This window comes from Aquamicrobium terrae, assembly GCF_052978165.1.
In genome coordinates this window covers 2,277,062-2,294,583 of sequence record NZ_JBRKLZ010000001.1, presented here as the reverse complement: position 1 = coordinate 2,294,583, position 17,522 = coordinate 2,277,062, and the positions used below count along the sequence as shown (strand labels likewise).

Annotated in this window: 16 protein-coding genes, 1 tRNA gene and 1 riboswitch; of the genes, 10 read left to right on the top strand and 7 right to left on the bottom strand. The window is 63.8% G+C overall.

The features are described 5' to 3' along the window. Positions 1 to 11: 11 nt before the first annotated feature. Both argF and ACVCNR_RS11400 read left to right on the top strand, forming a co-directional pair. Positions 12 to 929, top strand: a complete 918-nt coding sequence (argF, locus tag ACVCNR_RS11405; RefSeq protein ID WP_354194561.1) for an ornithine carbamoyltransferase — start codon at positions 12 to 14, stop codon at positions 927 to 929. Positions 930 to 1,046: 117 nt separating this feature from the next. Next, a complete protein-coding gene (locus ACVCNR_RS11400) occupies positions 1,047 to 2,066 on the top strand; it encodes an Hsp33 family molecular chaperone (protein ID WP_447074877.1) in 1,020 nt (339 codons plus the stop codon). Positions 2,067 to 2,117: 51 nt separating this feature from the next. Here the strand turns inward: ACVCNR_RS11400 and apaG are convergent, their stop codons facing one another. Beyond that, complete coding sequence (gene apaG, locus ACVCNR_RS11395) at positions 2,118 to 2,510, bottom strand: Co2+/Mg2+ efflux facilitator ApaG/CorD (RefSeq protein ID WP_447074875.1); 393 nt, start codon at positions 2,508 to 2,510, stop codon at positions 2,118 to 2,120. A gap of 115 nt (positions 2,511 to 2,625) precedes the next feature. Between apaG and ACVCNR_RS11390 the strand changes: the two genes are divergently transcribed. After that, positions 2,626 to 2,949, top strand: a complete 324-nt coding sequence (locus tag ACVCNR_RS11390) for an MmcQ/YjbR family DNA-binding protein (RefSeq protein WP_447074873.1) — start codon at positions 2,626 to 2,628, stop codon at positions 2,947 to 2,949. Positions 2,950 to 2,973: 24 nt separating this feature from the next. Here ACVCNR_RS11390 and ACVCNR_RS11385 read toward each other — a convergent pair whose 3' ends face one another. Then, entirely contained in the window at positions 2,974 to 4,176 is a 1,203-nt protein-coding gene (locus tag ACVCNR_RS11385) for an O-succinylhomoserine sulfhydrylase (protein ID WP_354194553.1), read from the bottom strand. Between the two features lie 56 nt (positions 4,177 to 4,232). Then, positions 4,233 to 4,310, bottom strand: a riboswitch (SAM riboswitch). A gap of 89 nt (positions 4,311 to 4,399) precedes the next feature. On the opposite strand from ACVCNR_RS11385, the gene ACVCNR_RS11380 reads away from it, so the two are divergent. The 4 genes from ACVCNR_RS11380 (at position 4,400) to ACVCNR_RS11365 (ending at position 9,535) form a co-directional block, all read left to right on the top strand. Beyond that, positions 4,400 to 5,494: a 2'-deoxycytidine 5'-triphosphate deaminase gene (locus ACVCNR_RS11380; protein ID WP_447074872.1), complete on the top strand. Its 1,095-nt coding sequence runs from the start codon at positions 4,400 to 4,402 to the stop codon at positions 5,492 to 5,494. Between the two features lie 120 nt (positions 5,495 to 5,614). After that, positions 5,615 to 6,391 (top strand): ABC transporter substrate-binding protein, encoded by a 777-nt coding sequence (locus tag ACVCNR_RS11375; RefSeq protein WP_447074871.1) that lies wholly within the window; start codon positions 5,615 to 5,617, stop codon positions 6,389 to 6,391. 429 nt (positions 6,392 to 6,820) lie between these two features. Next, complete coding sequence (locus ACVCNR_RS11370) at positions 6,821 to 9,037, top strand: FepA family TonB-dependent siderophore receptor (protein ID WP_447074869.1); 2,217 nt, start codon at positions 6,821 to 6,823, stop codon at positions 9,035 to 9,037. Between the two features lie 177 nt (positions 9,038 to 9,214). Then, positions 9,215 to 9,535 carry a YMGG-like glycine zipper-containing protein gene (locus ACVCNR_RS11365; RefSeq protein ID WP_354194545.1) on the top strand — a complete coding sequence of 107 codons (321 nt, stop codon included), beginning with the start codon at positions 9,215 to 9,217 and terminating at the stop codon, positions 9,533 to 9,535. A 129-nt stretch (positions 9,536 to 9,664) separates the two neighbouring features. On the opposite strand, the gene ACVCNR_RS11360 is transcribed toward ACVCNR_RS11365, so the two are convergent. The 5 genes from ACVCNR_RS11360 to ACVCNR_RS11340 form a co-directional block, all read right to left on the bottom strand. Further along, positions 9,665 to 9,738, bottom strand: a tRNA-Gly gene (locus tag ACVCNR_RS11360). Positions 9,739 to 9,968: 230 nt separating this feature from the next. Further along, the gene (gfa, locus tag ACVCNR_RS11355; RefSeq protein ID WP_447074867.1) at positions 9,969 to 10,544 is read right to left on the bottom strand and encodes an S-(hydroxymethyl)glutathione synthase; all 576 of its coding nucleotides are present in this window, start codon (positions 10,542 to 10,544) and stop codon (positions 9,969 to 9,971) included. A gap of 64 nt (positions 10,545 to 10,608) precedes the next feature. Beyond that, positions 10,609 to 11,733 (bottom strand): S-(hydroxymethyl)glutathione dehydrogenase/class III alcohol dehydrogenase, encoded by a 1,125-nt coding sequence (locus ACVCNR_RS11350; RefSeq protein ID WP_447074865.1) that lies wholly within the window; start codon positions 11,731 to 11,733, stop codon positions 10,609 to 10,611. Positions 11,734 to 11,826: 93 nt separating this feature from the next. Next, on the bottom strand, positions 11,827 to 13,173 hold the full coding sequence (locus ACVCNR_RS11345) for an MFS transporter (RefSeq protein ID WP_354194539.1): 1,347 nt from the start codon (positions 13,171 to 13,173) through the stop codon (positions 11,827 to 11,829). A gap of 214 nt (positions 13,174 to 13,387) precedes the next feature. Continuing rightward, entirely contained in the window at positions 13,388 to 14,425 is a 1,038-nt protein-coding gene (locus ACVCNR_RS11340) for a LysR family transcriptional regulator (RefSeq protein WP_447074863.1), read from the bottom strand. A 204-nt stretch (positions 14,426 to 14,629) separates the two neighbouring features. Here ACVCNR_RS11340 and ACVCNR_RS11335 point away from each other — a divergent pair, with 204 nt between their 5' ends. The 3 genes from ACVCNR_RS11335 (at position 14,630) to ACVCNR_RS11325 (ending at position 17,514) form a co-directional block, all read left to right on the top strand. Then, entirely contained in the window at positions 14,630 to 15,313 is a 684-nt protein-coding gene (locus ACVCNR_RS11335) for a hypothetical protein (RefSeq protein WP_447075684.1), read from the top strand. 97 nt (positions 15,314 to 15,410) lie between these two features. Beyond that, positions 15,411 to 16,391: a PDR/VanB family oxidoreductase gene (locus tag ACVCNR_RS11330; RefSeq protein ID WP_447074862.1), complete on the top strand. Its 981-nt coding sequence runs from the start codon at positions 15,411 to 15,413 to the stop codon at positions 16,389 to 16,391. A 130-nt stretch (positions 16,392 to 16,521) separates the two neighbouring features. Beyond that, positions 16,522 to 17,514, top strand: coding sequence for a Bug family tripartite tricarboxylate transporter substrate binding protein (locus ACVCNR_RS11325; RefSeq protein ID WP_447074861.1), 993 nt, complete (start codon positions 16,522 to 16,524; stop codon positions 17,512 to 17,514). Positions 17,515 to 17,522 lie beyond the last annotated feature (8 nt).

Here is a 17,522-nt window from a genome sequence, read left to right as displayed (position 1 = left end):
GAAGCCGATAGATGAGCCTGCGCCACTTCACCGACCTGTCCACCGTTTCAGCGCAGGATTTGCGCTCCATGCTGGACGATGCGGCACGGCGAAAGGCGCGCCTCAAGGCCGGTGAACGCACCCGCCCACTCGAAGGCAAGGTGCTGGCGATGATCTTCGACAAGCCCTCGACCCGCACCCGCGTGTCGTTCGATGTCGGCATGCGCCAGCTCGGCGGCGAGACCATCATGCTGACCGGCACCGAGATGCAGCTCGGCCGTTCCGAAACCATCGCCGACACCGCCAAGGTGCTGTCGCGCTATGTCGACGCGATCATGATCCGCACCACGGACCATGAACGGCTGATCGAACTGACCGAGAGCGCCAGCGTGCCGGTCATCAACGCGCTGACCGACGACACCCATCCCTGCCAGATCATGGCCGACATCCTCACCTTCGAGGAGCATCGCGGCCCGGTGGCGGGGCGCACCTTCGCCTGGGCCGGCGACGGCAACAATGTGCTGCACTCGCTGATGGAGGCGGCCGCCCGCTTCTCCTTCAACGTCAACGTCGCCGTGCCGCAAGGCAGCGAGCCGATGCAGAGCTATGTCGACTGGGCGCGCGCCAACGGCGCTTCGGTGACCTTCTTCCCGACCGCCGAGGAAGCGGTGAGCGGGGTCGACTGCGTCGTCACCGATGCCTGGGTGTCGATGAACCAGGAGCACCGGGCGCGCGGGCACAACGTGTTCCTGCCCTATCAGGTCAACGCCGCCTTGATGGCCAGGGCCAAGCCGGACGCGCTGTTCATGCACTGCTTGCCGGCGCATCGCGGCGAGGAGGTCACCGACGAGGTGATCGACGGCCCGAATTCTGTGGTGTTCGACGAGGCCGAAAACCGGCTGCACGCCCAGAAGGCCATCCTGGCCTGGTGCCTGGACGCGGGCGCCTAGCGGCAGCGCTTGAATCCGTCGGGGTCGGTGCCTATCTCCGGCGCACCATCCCACACCACGACGATGCCAGGGGCCGGCCTTGCTTGCTAAGGCGGGGCCCGCGGCCGGAGACAAGCCATGCTGGAATCCATGACAGTGACCGGACACGAAGCAAAGCCCCGCGAGAAAAAGCTTGGTGAATTCGGCCATGCCGGCGACGACCATGTCGTGCCCTTCGAGGTCGCCGCGCTCGACGTGCGCGGCCGCGCGGTGCAGCTCGGCGCCATGCTCGACGCCATCCTGTCGCGCCATGCCTATCCGGAGCCCGTCGCGCGGCTGCTGGCCCAGGCCGGCGTGCTCACCGTGCTGCTCGGCACGTCGCTGAAATTCCAGGGCAAGTTCATCCTGCAGACGCGCACCGACGGGCCGGTCGACATGCTGGTGGCCGACTTCAGCACGCCGGATGCGCTGCGCGCCTATGCCCGCTTCGATGCGGACAAGGTGGCCGCGCTCGAAGCCGAGGGCAGGACTGACGACATCGCCCTGCTGGGTTCCGGCGTGCTGGCCCTGACCATAGATCAGGGCGCGCATATGCAGCGCTATCAGGGCATCGTGCAGCTCGACGGCATCTCGCTGGAGGAGGCCGCGCGCGTCTATTTCCGGCAGTCGGAACAGATCCCGACCGACCTCAGGCTCGCCGTCGCCAAGCAGGTCGTGGCCGGCGGCGCCGAGCAGTGGCGGGCCGGCGGCCTGCTGGCGCAGTTCCTGCCGCAGGCGCCCGAGCGCATGCGCATGCCCGACCTCAACGGCGGCGACGGCGACGAGACCGAGCCCAGCCACCATCCGCAGGACGACGCCTGGCAGGAGCTTCTGGCGCTGGTCGGCACCATCGAGCCGGCCGAGCTGATCGATCCGACGGTGGGCGCGGAGCGGCTGCTCTACCGGCTGTTCCACGAACATGGCGTGCGCGTCTTCGACGGCGTCGAGGTCACCGACCGCTGCTCCTGTTCGCAGGCGCGGATCAAGGGCATGCTCGACGGCTTCACCGCCGAGGAGGTGCGCGACAGCATCGAGGACGGGCGCATCCGCGTCGAGTGCCAGTTCTGCTCGAAGGCCTATGAGTTCGACCCGGCCGAGTTCCTGCCGGCCGCAGACTGATCACCAACCCGCCGGCGCGCCACAACGGGCCGGCTTTTTTCTGAAAAAGCCTCAATTGACGGTTCGCCGCTCGCCGGGAAGGTCGAGCGAGAAGGCCGGAATGGCGACGTCGAAGGTCTCGCCCTTGGCGTTGCGCATCGTGTAGCTGCCGACCATGAAGCCGGACGGCGTGGTGAGCGGGCAGCCGGAGGTGTATTCGTAGCTGTCGCCGGGGTCGAGTTCGGGCTGGTCGCCGACCACGCCGGCGCCGCGCACTTCCTCCACATGTCCGGTGCCGTCGGTGATGCGCCAGTAGCGCGACATGAGCTGGACGAACTCGCCCGAGTGGTTCCAAACCGTCACCCGATAGCCCCACACATAGCGGCTTTCCGCCGGATCGGACCGCTCCTCCAGATAGAAGGGCCGGACCCTGACCTCGATGTCACGTGTGGTGGCGCTGTACATGCTTCGCCCTCCCGACAGGAAGAATTGGCCTCCGCCCGCGGCCGGTCAAGCCCCTACCTTGCCGGCCTCGCATCCTGATGCGGCTTTTGGCATGATGGGAGCAGGGAACACGCCGATGACGACAGGACAACAGTTTCGCGACATGGCGCTGTCCTTCGAGGGCGCCGCCGAAGGCAGTCATTTCGATGTCACGGACTTCCGCGTGAAGGGCCGGATATTCGCGACATGGCGCGAAAGCGACGGACGGGCGGTGCTGAAGCTCGCGCCCGACCAGCAAGGGCTGCTCATGGAAACCGCGGCGGACATCTTCTCGCCCGCCGCCGGCGCATGGGGCCGCAAAGGCTGGACCGAGGTGGCGCTCGCCGGCGCCGATGAAGCCACGCTGCGCCACGCCATGACCATGGCCTGGCGTTCCGTCGCACGGAAGGCGGGCCGCTGAAGCCCGCCTCCGGGGCCGGAACAATCAGGCCGTCTTGGCGGCTACGGACAGCGCCTGCTCGATGTCCTCCAGCAGATCGTCGGCGTCCTCGAGGCCGATCGAGAAGCGCAGCGTGCCCGGCCCGATGCCGCTTTCGGCGCGCGCCTCCTCGCTCAGGTTCTTGTGCGTGGTGGTCGCCGGATGGGTGATCAGGCTCTTGGCGTCGCCCAGATTGTTGGAGATCAGCACGATGTCGAGCGCGTTCTGGAAGGCGAATGCCGCCTTCTTGCCGCCCTTGATATCGAGGCAGATCAGCGTCGAGCCGCCCGACATCTGCCGTGCGATGATGTCGGCCTGCGGATGGTCGGGACGGCCCGGATAGACGACCCGCTCGACATGGGGGTTCTGCGCCAGGAAATCGGCGATGCGGGCGGCAGAGCGCATCTGCTGGTCGACGCGCACCGGCAGCGTCTCCAGCCCCTTCAGCAGCGCCCAGGCATTGAAGGGCGACATCGAGGGCCCGGTGTGGCGGAAATAGTCGTGCAGGTTCTCGTCGATCCAGTCCTTGTCGGACAGGATGATGCCGCCGAGGCAGCGGCCCTGTCCGTCGATATGCTTGGTCGCCGAATAGACGACGACATGGGCGCCGAGATCCAGCGGCCGCTGCAACAGCGGCGAGGCGAAGACGTTGTCGACCACCAGGCGCGCACCGATGGAATTGGCCAGTCCCGCGACGGCGGCGATGTCGATGACCTCGAGCGTCGGATTGGTCGGGCTTTCGAGGAAGAACAGCTTGGTGTTGGGGCGCACTGCCTGTTCCCAGTTGGCGATGTCGGTGCCGTCGACCAGCGTGGATTCGATGCCGTAGCGCGGCGCCAGGACATCGATGATCCAGCGACACGAGCCGAACAGGGCGCGCGCCGCCACGATATGGTCGCCGGCCTTCAGGCTGCACAGGATGGCGCCGGCCACGGCGGCCATCCCCGAGGCGGTGGCGCGGGCGTCCTCCGCGCCTTCCAGCGCGCACATGCGCTTCTCGAACATGTCGACGGTGGGGTTGGCGTAGCGCGAATAGATGAAGCCGGGCACCTCGCCCTTGAAGCGGGCCTCGGCCGACTCGGCCGTCTCGTAGACATAGCCTTGCGTGAGGAAGATCGCCTCCGACATCTCGCCGAACTGGGACCTGAGCGTTGCACCGTGCACCAGCGTGGTGCGGGGTCTCCAATTGCGTGTCTTGTCTGATGTCATGGCTCTCTTCCAACAACAAAAAAACCGGTCGCGAAAGTCGCAACCGGTACAGACGGCCTTGAGGCCAGACGGTCCTTTAGCGACTTGTTTAACGTGGCTGCAAGCCGACCGGCCAAATCACCACGGGATAAGCCTCCTTTAAACCCCGCTCCGTCTTGCGTCAATCGGCCGTATGTTTAAGACATTCGCGATTGTGGCCCGATCATCGGCCGGGAGCGTACCCTTGCGTCAGACAGGCATTCTACCCGATCAGGACATCGCCGCGCTGTTCGAAAGCGGCGCGCTGGCCGCGCCGCGCGCGCTCGACGCCGACCAGGTCCAGCCGGCCAGCCTCGACCTGCGGCTCGGCGAAAAGGCGTTGCGGGTGCGCGCCTCCTTCCTGCCCGGTCCCGGCCACAGCGTGGCGGAGAAGCTCGACCGGCTGCAACTGCACGAGATCGACCTCACGCAGGGCGCGGTGCTGGAGACAGGCTGCGTCTACATCGTGCCGCTTCTGGAGACATTGGCGCTGCCGGCCGGCGTCTCGGCCTCGGCCAATCCGAAAAGCTCCACCGGGCGGCTCGACATCTTCACGCGGGTGATGACCGACCACGGCGCCGAATTCGACAAGATCGCCGCCGGCTATCACGGCCCGCTCTATCTGGAAGTCAGCCCGCGCACCTTCCCCATCATCGCCCGGACCGGCTCGCGGCTGTCGCAGATCCGCTTCCGCACCGGCAATGCGCTGCTGTCCGAAGATGAACTCAGCGCGCTTCATCGCAGCGAGACGCTGGTCGCCACCGAGCCGCCCGACATTTCGGGTGGCGGCATCGCCCTGTCGATCGACCTCGAGGGCGACGCCGGCGGGCTGATTGGCTACCGCGCCAAGCACCACACCGGCCTGATCGACGTGGACCGCCGCGCCGCGCACGACGTGCTCGACTTCTGGGAGCCGCTCTACAATCGCGGCGCCGCCGAACTGGTGCTGGACCCGGACGAGTTCTACATCCTGGTAAGCCGCGAGGCGGTGCATGTGCCGCCGCTGCATGCTGCCGAGATGACGCCCTTCGACCCGCTGGTGGGCGAATTCCGGGTGCACTATGCCGGCTTCTTCGATCCGGGCTTCGGCCATTCGGCCGCCGGCGGCACCGGCAGCCGCGCCGTGCTGGAGGTGCGCAGCCACGAGGTGCCCTTCATCCTCGACCACGGCCAGATCGTCGGCCGGCTGGTCTATGAGCACATGCTCAAGCGCCCCAAGGCGCTCTACGGCACCGATCTCGGCTCCAACTACCAGGCGCAGGGCCTGAAACTGTCCAAGCATTTCCGCAGCGCTTCCTGACGCAAGGTCAGCGCCCGCACTGCTTTCACCCTAAAGCTTTCGGCTTGTATCGGGCCGATGGCTGTGCTTGGCTGCCCTCCAGGCCAAAGGGGGCCTGTGATTTTTGGGAAGAGGTTCACTATGCGAATTTCCGGATGGCTCGCGGGCGTCGCCACGGCAGCCGTGGTCGCCCTTGCTGCCGGGCAGGCAGCGGCACAGGAAGGGGGCAAGCTCAAGATCGGCACCGAAGGTGCCTATCCTCCCTTCAACACGCTGACCGCCGACGGCAAGCTCGAAGGCTTCGACGTCGACATCGCCAAGGCGCTGTGCGACCAGATGAAGGTGGAATGCGAATTCGTCGTGCAGGACTGGGACGGCATCATCCCCGCCCTGCAGGCCGGCAAGTTCGACGCCATCGTCGCCTCCATGTCGATCACCGACGAACGCAAGGAGCAGGTCGACTTCACCAACAAATACTATGTGACGCCGCTGGCCGTGGCCGCCGTCAAGGACAGCGACCTCAAGGGCACCACGCCCGAAGACCTCGCCGGCAAGACGGTCGGCGCGCAGGCGGCGACCACGCAGGCGATCTACGCCCAGGACCACTACGCCAAGGCCGGCGCCGACGTAAAACTCTATCCGACCCAGGAAGAGGCGGTGCAGGACCTCATCAACGGTCGCCTCGATGCCGTCGTCTCCGACAAGTTCGTGATGGTCGACTGGCTGAAGAACTCGGCCGATGCCGATTGCTGCAAGATGATCGGCGACGTCGAGGGAACCGAGCTGGAAACCGGCATCGCCATCCGCAAGGGCGAGAACGAGCTGCGCGAGAAGCTCAACGCAGCCATCGACGCCATCGTTGCCGACGGCACCTACAAGAAGGTCCAGGACAAGTATTTCGACTTCGACATCTATTGATATCGAAGCCTGTCTCTGGGACCGCACGCAAAAGGCCGCGGTGAAAACTGCGGCCTTTTTGCCACTCTCCCCCTCTTTGTCCGGCCGGCGCAAATCTCTCCTTCCTATTTTTTCGGGTCCGACCTATAGGATTTGTTGACTTTCAAAGTCATGTTTTTAACGCCCGCTCGGCCATCGTGCAGAGCGGTCGAGCAGGAGAACTGCCGGACGGGCCTTCCCGCCTGTGCGGCGAATGTCAAACGCCGATGCACATGATCGAACACTGAACCGCAACGGCTTTTCTGCCGGCACCGTCTCCCCTCCACTTCAGCCAGTCGACCGACCAGCCGCATGGGAACTCTCCCTGTGGGGCGGATCGCGCCTGTCGGACATCTAAAGTGAGGGACTATCGAAATGCATTTCCGCCCGACATCTCGAACGGTAACAGCCTTGGGCCTGCTGCTATCGCTTTCTGTTTTTCCGGCGCTGGCCCAGACGGCGAACTCGGCGGCCGAAGACGAGGAAGAAACAGCCAGCCAACAGGCATCCGGCGATATCGTCCTCAACCAAATCACGGTGCTGTCGGCAAAGGAGCAGCTCAAACAGGCACCCGGTGTCTCCAACATATCCGCCGAGGACATCGCCAAGACACCGCCCACCAACGACATATCCGAGATCGTGCGCAAGATGCCCGGCATCAACCTGACCGGCAACTCAGCGACCGGCGTTCGCGGCAACAATCGCCAGATCGACATCCGCGGCATGGGGCCGGAGAACACGCTGATCCTCATCGACGGCAAGCCGGTTCTGTCGCGCAACGCCGTGCGCTACAGCATGAACGGCGAACGCGACACGCGCGGCGATTCCAACTGGGTGCCGGCAGAAGCCATCGAGCGCATCGAGGTCATTCGCGGACCGGCGGCGGCGCGCTACGGGTCGGGCGCCTCAGGCGGCGTGATCAACATCATCACCAAGCGTCCCGACAAGGCGACCTACAGCGTCAACACCTATTTCAACGTCCCCGAGCATTCGGACGAAGGCGGCAGCAGGCGCGCCAACCTTCTGGCATCCGGCCCGATCAACGATTTTCTGTCCTACCGCTTCTTTGCCGGCATCGGCGAGCAGGAGCCGGACAAGCTCAGCATCAACGGCGGGGAAACAGACGGGGTCACGGCGCCGGCCGGCCGCGAGGGCGTCGTCAACAAGGACCTGAAGGGCCTGCTGTCCTGGGAGGTCAACGAGTCCCACCGGCTCGACTTCGAGGCGAACTGGAGCCGGCAGAGCAACCAGTATGCGGGTGATACGCAATATGGCGGCACCGGCAGCGACATCCTCAAGGAGATCGCGCGCAACGGTGACGAAACCAACCGCATGACCCGCTCGGCGCTCGCCGCCACCCACTACGGCCAGTATGATTTCGGCACGTCGGAAAGCTCCATCCAGTGGGAGCATACCGTCAACAAGCGCCTCAACGAGGGCCTTGCCGGCGGCGGCGAAGGCACCATCTCCACCGGCGGGGACGGCCCGACCTGGGGCACGGCGACGCTCGACAACATCTACGCCAAGAGCGAGTTCAACATCCCGGTTTCGCTCCACTTCGACCAGAAGCTGACGCTCGGCGTCGACTATCGCGGCGAGCTGATGGACGATCCCATTTCGATCCGGCAGACGATCGGCGACGGCATCGATTTCGGCATTCCAAACAACCCGGAAGACCGTGACCCGAAATCCTCGGCTCACATGTTCGGCATCTATGCCGAAGACAACATCATGATCTCCGACGACTTCATCCTGACGCCGGGACTGCGGGTGGACTACCACGACAAGTTCGGCTTGAACTGGAGCCCGAGCCTGAATGCGTCCTACAATTTCACACCCGAGATCACGCTGAAGGCCGGCATCGCGCGGGCCTTCAAGGCGCCCAACCTCTTCCAGCTCAACCCGAACTATGTCTATACGAGCCGCGGCTTCGGATGCCGGGCACCCTATTTCGGGATGTCATGCTACATCATCGGCAACCCCGATCTCGACGCGGAAGTCAGCGTCAACAAGGAAATCGGCATCAATTACACCGACGATGCCGGCTGGAACGCCGGAATCACCTATTTCCACAACGACTACAAGAACAAGATCATCACCGGCTATGAGCCGATCTGGTTCCAGTTCCCCGACCGTCCCACGGAAGGCACCCGTCTCTACCGCTGGGAGAATGGCGGCCCGGCAATCATTTCCGGTCTGGAGGCAAACCTCGCCGTTCCGGTTTTCGACAAGCTGACATGGACGACGAACGCCACCAGGATGATCGAGTCCAAGGACTCCAACGGACAGCCCCTGTCTCTGGTGCCCGAGTACACCATCAACACGGCGCTGAATTACCAGGCGACCGAGGACCTCGGCTTCACCGTGTCGGCCACGCATTACGGCAGGATCAAGCCGCTCACCTGGAACTCCACCAGCGGTGAACCGCGTGAAGGGGATGAGCTGAACGCCCGCAAGGCCTACACCGTCGTCAACGCCAGCCTCGACTTCCGGCTGAACGAAAATCTCAAGCTCGCCGCCGGCGTGAACAACATCTTCGACGAGAGGCTGTTCCGAACCGGCGACGGGGCCAACACGTTCAACGAACCCGGCAGGGCCTACTTCCTCTCGCTCTCGGGCGCGTTCTGAGCGGAGGCTGCCGCCTCCCCTATCGACACGGGCATCCGCGCATGGCGCGGATGCCTTCCCGGCTCTCCATCCCTTGCCGCGGCCGATGCATGAAGGCCGGGGAACCCATTGCGGTCAGGCTGCGTTCATGTTTGTTGTGCAATGTGGGGCCGGCTTTCAGACAAGGAGAAGGACCAGATGAACATCCTCAAATTTGCCGCCATGGGCGCCGTAGCCCTGACGATCGGTCTTGCCGGCTGCTCGCAGACGCCCCAGCAGCAACGCGCCACCACGGGTGCGGCACTGGGTGGTGCCGGTGGCGCGCTGGTCGGCCAGGCCATCGGCCGCGACACCAAGAGCACGCTGATCGGCGCCGGCGCCGGCGCGCTGCTCGGAGCCGTTGTGGCCACCTCGGGCGGCCCGCAGCCGGGCGACCGCCAGATGTGTCGCTATCGCGCGCCGGACGGCCGCGTCTATGTCGCGGAATGCGACGAGCGCTACTATCGCGGCCAATACTAAGCCGCAGGACCAAGGGGCCGCGGGCATACTGGCGAACGCCACCCGCAGCTCCGGCCCGCATTCCTGCAACGCCAGACGATTCCGTCTGGCGGAAAAATGCTCGACGCAGGGAAAACCGCGCGGATGACTTGGAGCGGGTAGCGGGAATCGAACCCGCGCGTTCAGCTTGGGAAGCTGACAGGCTACCATTACATCATACCCGCGCCGCGCTTCGTTAGCATGCGCGGGCTGCCCGCCGCAACGGGCAAAGTACAGCGATTTTTTGCGAACCGGCCGGCTGCTGTAGCAAGGCGACCGGCGAGTTTGATGTTTTGGCCAGGCAGTCACAACGTATGGAACTTTCGTCCAGTCCCAGTCGGACGAAAGCGTCTGTCCGTACTTTCAACCAGGTCAGGGTGCACTCACTTGCCCGGACGGCCCATGTGCCGGGCCGTCACTGCTTGAGGATGCCGGATTTCCTGGCGGTCCAGGTGGCGATGTAGTCCATCAGTCCGGGCGACAGGCAGTCATAGGGTTCGAGGCCGAGTTCCCTCAACCGGGCGCGCACGCCATCCATCTCGGCAGGGTCGACGCCCGCCTCGATGATCGAGGAGACGAAGGCGGCAAAGCCCGGTTCGGGCCAGCCGCTCTCCTCGAAGCGCTCCGGATGGATGAAATCCAGCCCCTTGAACGGGTGGTCGCGCTCGACCGGGCCGTACATGTGCACGCCGCATTCCTTGCAGGCATGACGCTGGATCAGCGCCGAGGCATCGACCACCGCAAGCTTGTCGCCGTTCTCGACGACGGCAACATTCTCGTGGGCGGCCACCGCGACGATCGAGAAGGCGGCTCCTTCCGGCTTCCAGCACTTGGTGCAGCCGCAGGCGTGGTTGTGGGCGATCTGGCCCTTGATGGCCACCTTCACCGGCCGGCTGGCGCAGGCGCATACCAGCGTGCCCCCCTCGAAGCCGGCGCTGCCCTGTTTCACCCCGCCGTCGAGGGCCGGATGTATCGTCACGGTACTTGTCATGAGTTCCTCCTCCGCCTTTTTGCTTGTTCGCGGTCCCGGACATCGAAGGCCGGCCGCCGCAGCCTCAATATACCACGACGCTTCGGATGCTTTCGCCCCTGTGCATGAGGTCGAAGCCGTTGTTGATGTCGTCGAGGGGCATGGTGTGGGTGATCATCGGGTCGATCTGGATCTTGCCCTCCATGTACCAGTCGACGATCCGCGGCACGTCGGTGCGGCCCCTCGCGCCGCCGAAGGCGGTGCCCATCCAGCTGCGCCCGGTGACCAGCTGGAACGGCCGCGTCGCGATCTCCTGGCCCGCCCCCGCAACCCCGATGACCACCGACTTGCCCCAGCCGCGATGCGAGGCCTCCAGCGCCTGGCGCATCACCTTGACATTGCCCGTGCAGTCGAAGGTGTAGTCGGCCCCGCCGATCTGATCGGCCCCGCGCCTGGTCAGGTTGACGATCTCGGCCACCACGTCCTCGACCTCGCTCGGGTTGACGAAATGGGTCATGCCGAACCGCTCGCCCCAGGCCTTCTTGTCGTTGTTCAGATCGACGCCGACGATCATGTCGGCCCCGGCCAGCCGCAGCCCCTGGATGACGTTCAAACCGATGCCGCCCAGCCCGAACACCGCCGCCGTCGCCCCGATCTCCACCTTGGCGGTGTTGATCACCGCCCCGATGCCGGTCGTCACCCCGCAGCCGATGTAGCAGATCTTGTCGAAGGGCGCGTCCGGGTTGACCCTGGCCAGCGCGATCTCGGGCAGCACGGTGAAGTTGGAGAAGGTCGAGCAGCCCATATAGTGGTGGATCTTTTCGCCGCCCACCGAAAAGCGCGAGGTGCCGTCGGGCATCAAGCCTTGCCCCTGGGTGGCGCGGATGGCCGTGCACAGGTTGGTCTTGCGCGACAGGCACGACGGGCAGGACCGGCATTCGGGCGTGTAGAGCGGGATGACGTGGTCGCCCTTCCTCAGGCTGGTCACCCCCTTGCCGACATCGACCACCACGCCCGCCCCCTCATGGCCGAGGATGGCCGGGAAGATGCCTTCGGGATCGGCCCCCGACAGGGTGAACTCGTCGGTGTGGCAGATGCCCGTCGCCTTGACCTCGACCAGCACCTCGCCCTCGCGCGGGCCCTCAAGGTCAACCTCCATCACCTCCAGAGGCTTGCCCGCTCCAACAGCTACAGCGGCACGCGTTTTCATTGAAATGCTCCTGATATTCTTTGGCAGCAACATAAATACTTGATTTATTCTGAGACAGGCGACCAACATCGCCGCCCGCCTCACCGTGATCAGTCAGCCGGTGGAGAGAGCCGACCCGACGGAGCCTTTGGACGCAGTCGATGCCTCGGCCGCGTCGGTTTCTTCCCCAAAGTCCTTCGGCATGCGACGGCGCAAAATTGCGACGCAAATGATGCTCAGCACCGCCATGGCCGCGAGGTAATAGCCGATGGAGTGCGAACCGTAGGTGGCCGCGAGGTCCGTGGCGATGATAGGCGCCAACGCCCCTCCGAATATCCCGCCCAGGCTGTAGGCGAGCGCAGCACCCGTATATCGCAGGCTGGGCTTGAACAATTCCGGCAGGAAGGCGCCCATCGGACCATAGATTCCTCCCATGACGGCCAGCGTCATGGACAACGCCAGCGCAATGAGCCAGGAATTGCCGGTGTCGAGCATCGGGAAAAAGAAGAACGACCAGATGATCGCGACGAAGGCCGAAATCGTGATGACGCGCGGACGGCCGTAGCGATCGCCCAGCATGCCGCAAACCAGCGTCGATGTGGCCATGGCGACAACCGCAACCATCGTCAGGCTCAGCATATGGGAGCGCTCGAGGCCAAGTGTCTGCACCCCATAGGAGAGGCCGAAAGTTCCGGTGGTGAAGAACAGCACATAGGTAATGGCCGTCGACATGCCTCCCAGAACAACCTGAACCGAATTGGTCTTCAGGACACTTACGATCGGCGCGGACGACTGGGCTTCCTTATCGAGCACCCGCTGGAAGACCGGCGTCTCGGCTATGCTGAGCCGGATATACAGGCCGAAGACGATGAGGACGGTGCTGAGCAGGAACGGAATTCGCCATCCCCAGTTCATGAATTGCTCGTCGCTGAGGAAAAGGCTGAGGCCGAGGAAGATGCCGTTGGAAAGCAGGAAGCCGGGGGCGCTGCCGAGCTGCGGAAGAGCACCAAACAGCCCCCGCCGCCCCTTGGGTGCGAATTCGGTCGCGACCAGCGCCGCTCCGCCCCATTCGCCACCCAGGCCTATGCCCTGAAGAAAGCGCAGCAGGCATAGAAGGACCGGTGCGGTAATGCCGATGGAATCGTAGGTCGGCAGGAGGCCGATCAGAACCGTCGCGACGCCCATGGTCACCAGCGAGGCGACCAGCATGGCCTTGCGGCCGATGCGGTCGCCGAAATGGCCGAACACGACCGCTCCCAGAGGGCGCGAAACGAAGCCCACCGCAAAGGTGGCAAAAGCCGCGATGGTTCCAACTACAGGATCAAGGCTCGGGAAGAAGATCTTGCTGAATACAAGTGCTGCGGCGATGCCGTATATGTAAAAATCATAGAATTCGATAGTCGTTCCTATCAGGCTTGCAATGGCCACGCGCCTTTGCATCGCTTTCGGGGCTTCCGCCATAACTCCCTCCCATCATGTAGATGCAGTGGTCCGTCCTGTGCCGGCCGGGTTCTTGCGATTCAGCCTTGCCGGGCAAACTTCATCCGGACCAACGCAAACGATACTCAAAAGTTTATCGCATGCAATATCGATTACTTTGTATGCATTCCCAAAAATTTATGTTACGCGAGCGCGCGCACAGGCGAGCAAAATCTGGCGGGCCCGGGTTTTCCCGCTAAATTTTTTTCAGTTGGCCTCCATCATGGCCGCCGGAAGGCACCGGAACCGGCCCACCGGGCAGCAACTCCCGGTTCAAGGCGGCCTGACGGCGCGAAATCCTGACGATCCAGGCCCGCAGTTCTGCGCCGAGCGGCTTGTCGAGCGCGGAAAGCTCCCATGCCAGGAAATAGGTTTGCGCCAATTTGAGGCGCAGATCGAAGGGGGCGACCAGGCGGCCGGCCATCAGATCGTCGCGGACCATCGAAAGCTGGGCCAGGACAAATCCACGCCCGTTGACGGCGGCGTCGATGGCGGCGCTGGAAATCGAAAACCGCAGGTCCCTGGGTGCGTTGGGTGGCCGTTCGCCGATACTTTCCGCCCAGTCCCTCCAGCTCGGCGGCTGCTGGTAGCCGGAATCCCATTCGATGCCCAACAGTGTCCTGCGCAGAATATCGGCCGGCTGCCGCACAGGATTTGCGGCAAGGAATGCAGGCGAACACGCCGGCACGACCCAGTCGGTGAACAGCTCGGCATAGTGTTCGAACGCCTTGACCCGATCTCCGTAGGAAATTCGGAAATCGACGGGTTCGTCCCCGCGCTGCGGTTCGGCGCCGGTTCCCACCAGACGAACATGGGCGCCGGTCTTCATCTGCCAGTCGAAAAGCGGGGGGCCGAGCCACTTGCTGGCCAATGAAGGAAGGCAACTGACCACCAGGCTGCTTTCCTCCCGCAAGACCTGCAATTCGGCCTGCGCTTCCCGCAACTGGTCGAACGCCCCGCTGATCCGGCTGTGGTAGATACGTCCCCACGGCGTCAGCGAAATGACCTTGCCGTGCCGTTCAAGCAGCCGCAGTCCGAGCATATCCTCGATACGCCGGATCTGCTGGCTTACCGCACCACTCGTCACGCCCAGTTCGTCGGCGGTCGCCCTGACGCTTCCATGGCGGCCAAAGGCTTCGAACGCCTGCACCGCCCGCAATGGTGGGAGCTTTTTCACACCCGTTCCCTCTTTCTTATTTTGATTTAGTAAAACTAAACCAGAGCGCAATTGCAATCGTTTTGCTCCGGTTGGGTCCGGGGCTATCATCCGGTTGTCAGAAGGGCAGTTCGCAGGGATCAGGCGAGCAGGCGAATTTCAGAGCCCGGACAACAGAGCAATTCACAATCCTGCACGGTCGGGTCGGCATCGGTCATTCGATGACGCCGTCGTGCGGACGAATACCGCAGCTTTGCGAAGGAGGAATGGACATTGGTTGACGTGCGCAGGATCAGGGGCGGAGAAGGCCTGGACGACATCAACGACGAACTCGACGAGATTCTGGATTCGGTCGTCGAGAACACGCGTCAGGCCACGGAAGCGTTCTTCGCCGCTTACGATCAAAATCCTGACCCCAAAATTCTCGCAGCATGGCTGCAGCCGCGCGCCTGGCGTGAAATCGACTACGTTTTCCTGCTGAACGAACAGATCCGGCGCTATGGCCTGGCCTTCGAGCGGCGCCACATCACGCTGCTGGCCAAACAGTCGTTTCAGGAAGCCGAGCACTACGAAATGGTGGGCAGGGCCATTGAATCCCTGGGTGGCAAGGTTCCCGTCTCGACGCCTCCCCAAGCCAAGCCGTGGAGCGACTTCCTGTGGGATTGCCTGGAGCGCCACCCGCTGGCCGCCATTGCCGCGTGGAACTGCTCCGAGACCTCCGCATCCGGCAGCTTCGAGCCGACTTTCAGAGCCGGCGAACGCCATGGCTTCGATGAAGTGGTGCGGATCTACAAGCAGATCGAGAACGACGAGAAGTTTCATGTCGGACTGGGCCGGCAGGTGCTGGCCGCCTATGCCAAGACCGACACTGACCGCGAGGAAATCCTGAGGGCCATGCGCGGCATGCGCGACCTCGCATGGAAGACCTTCACGCCTGAATCCGTCACCCAGGCCCGGAGCGCCTGAGGCCGCTGCCCGAAATCATCTGGAACCACGGAAGATGTCGCAGGTGGCGACATCTCAGCCAAGCCGAACCGGTTGCGTAACGAGATTGGCCGAGCTTATGACGACATTCGACTCCTGGTCGCTCGAACAGGCGAGCAAACTGTTCGACCTGGTCATCACGCGACTCGATCGCATTGCCGAAGGTGTACTGAGCATCGAGCTTGCTGCACCGGACGGAGAACGCCTGCCGGACTGGCGACCGGGCGCGCATATCGATGTGCTGCTGCCCGGAGAGATCGTGCGCCAGTACTCTTTATGTGGGAACCCCGAAGATGCGGATCGCTGGCGCATCGGCGTGCTGCGCGATCCCTGCAGCCGGGGTGGCTCCAGCTATCTTCATGAAGAGCTGGAAGAGGGCGGCCGGCTCACCGTCGCCGGACCGCGCAACAATTTCGGCCTGGTCGATTCGAAACGCTACCTCTTCATTGCCGGAGGCATCGGAATAACGCCGATCATCCCGATGATCCGCACGGTCGCCGGGCAGGGAAAGCCATGGACACTTCTATATGGCGGGCGCAGCCGGCGTTCGATGGCCTTCCTTGAAGAGATCGGGGAGATCCCCGGAGGCGAGATCCATATCGTTCCGCAGGATGAATTCGGACTGCTCGATCTGGATCGGTTTCTCGGACAGCACGATCCGGAAGCGGTCGTCTATTGCTGCGGGCCTGGTCCGCTGCTCAACGCTGTCGAGGAAAAATGCCAGACATGGCGGGCCGGCGCCCTCCATCTGGAACGCTTTGCCCCGAGCGAGAAGGCGGCCTTCAAGGAGGCGGGCAGCTTCGAGGTCGAACTGGCCAGATCCGGCCGCCGGCTTGTCGTCCCGCCCTATCGCAGCCTGCTCGACATTCTTGAGGAAAATGGCTGCCAAGTCACCAATTCCTGCCGTGCCGGCATTTGCGGCACCTGCCTTGTGCGCGTGCTTTCCGGGGTCCCCGAACACAATGACGACGTTCTCAGCCGCGCCGATCAGGAAGCGGGGAAGGTGATGCTGGTTTGCGTATCCCGGGCCAAGAGCGATCGCCTCGTACTCGACCTTTAAGGGTGCGTGCCGGACACGGCCGGCGGAAGCAGTGCGCCGAAACAACCGATGCGAACCGATACGGGCTTTGAGCGGGACACCCAGAAACCCGGAGGCCAGGCAGGATATGAAAAAGGGAGGTATAAGAATAATGACGAAACAACCACGGAAAAGCGCAAGGGGAATCCCGTTTCTGATCGCGCTGGGTTTTACCCTGGCGTTTTCGAGCCTGTCGGCAGCACAGGAATGGGCCCCGTCCAAGCCCTTGCACCTGATCGTGCCTTACCCGGCCGGGGGCACCAGCGACACCATCGCCCGCTTGATCGCTCCACAACTCGGTGAGGCGCTCGGGCAACCGGTCGTGGTGGAAAACAAGACCGGCGGAGGCGGCGTTACCGGCACGGAGGCGATCCTGCGCGCGCCCGCGGATGGGCATACCTTCGGCATCATCGCAAGCTCATACGCCTCGAGCGTCCATCTTGTCCCCGACCTGCCCTATGACCCGGTCAAGGATGCCCAGCCTCTGACCCTGGTCACCCGCGTTGGCGTGGCCCTGGTCACCAATCCCCAGTTTCCGGCCAAGACGCTGGCTGAGCTTCTGGAAATGGCGAAGAAGGACCCCGGCACCATCCCCTACGGTTCCGCTGGAAACGGCCTGTCGGGGCATTTTGCCGGAGAGGCGATGAAGCTCGCGGCCAATGTCGACATGGTCCATGTCCCCTATCGCGGCGGCGCCCCGGGTCTCAACGACGTCATCGCCGGCCAGATTCCCATGATGTTCAACGTGATCTCGTCGGTGATGTCTTCGGTCGAGGGCGGCAAGGTGCGGCCACTGGCCGTAACCAGCGCCCAACGCTCGAAAGTCATGCCAGATGTTCCCACCATGGCCGAGGCCGGGTTGGAGAATGTCGAGATCTATGAGTGGTACGGCCTCGTCGCGCCAGCCGGAATTCCACCCGAAGCCACCGGACGCCTGCATCAGGAGCTGGAGAAAGTGTTGAAGCAGGACGCCTTCATCGAGCGGATGGACAAGCAGGGTATCGAGGTGGTGGCGAATTCACCGGAAGATTTCGCGACCTTCATCTCGGGGGAAATCGAACGCTTCGGCGCCCTCGTCAAGTCGGCGAACATCACGCTCGACTGAGATGACGA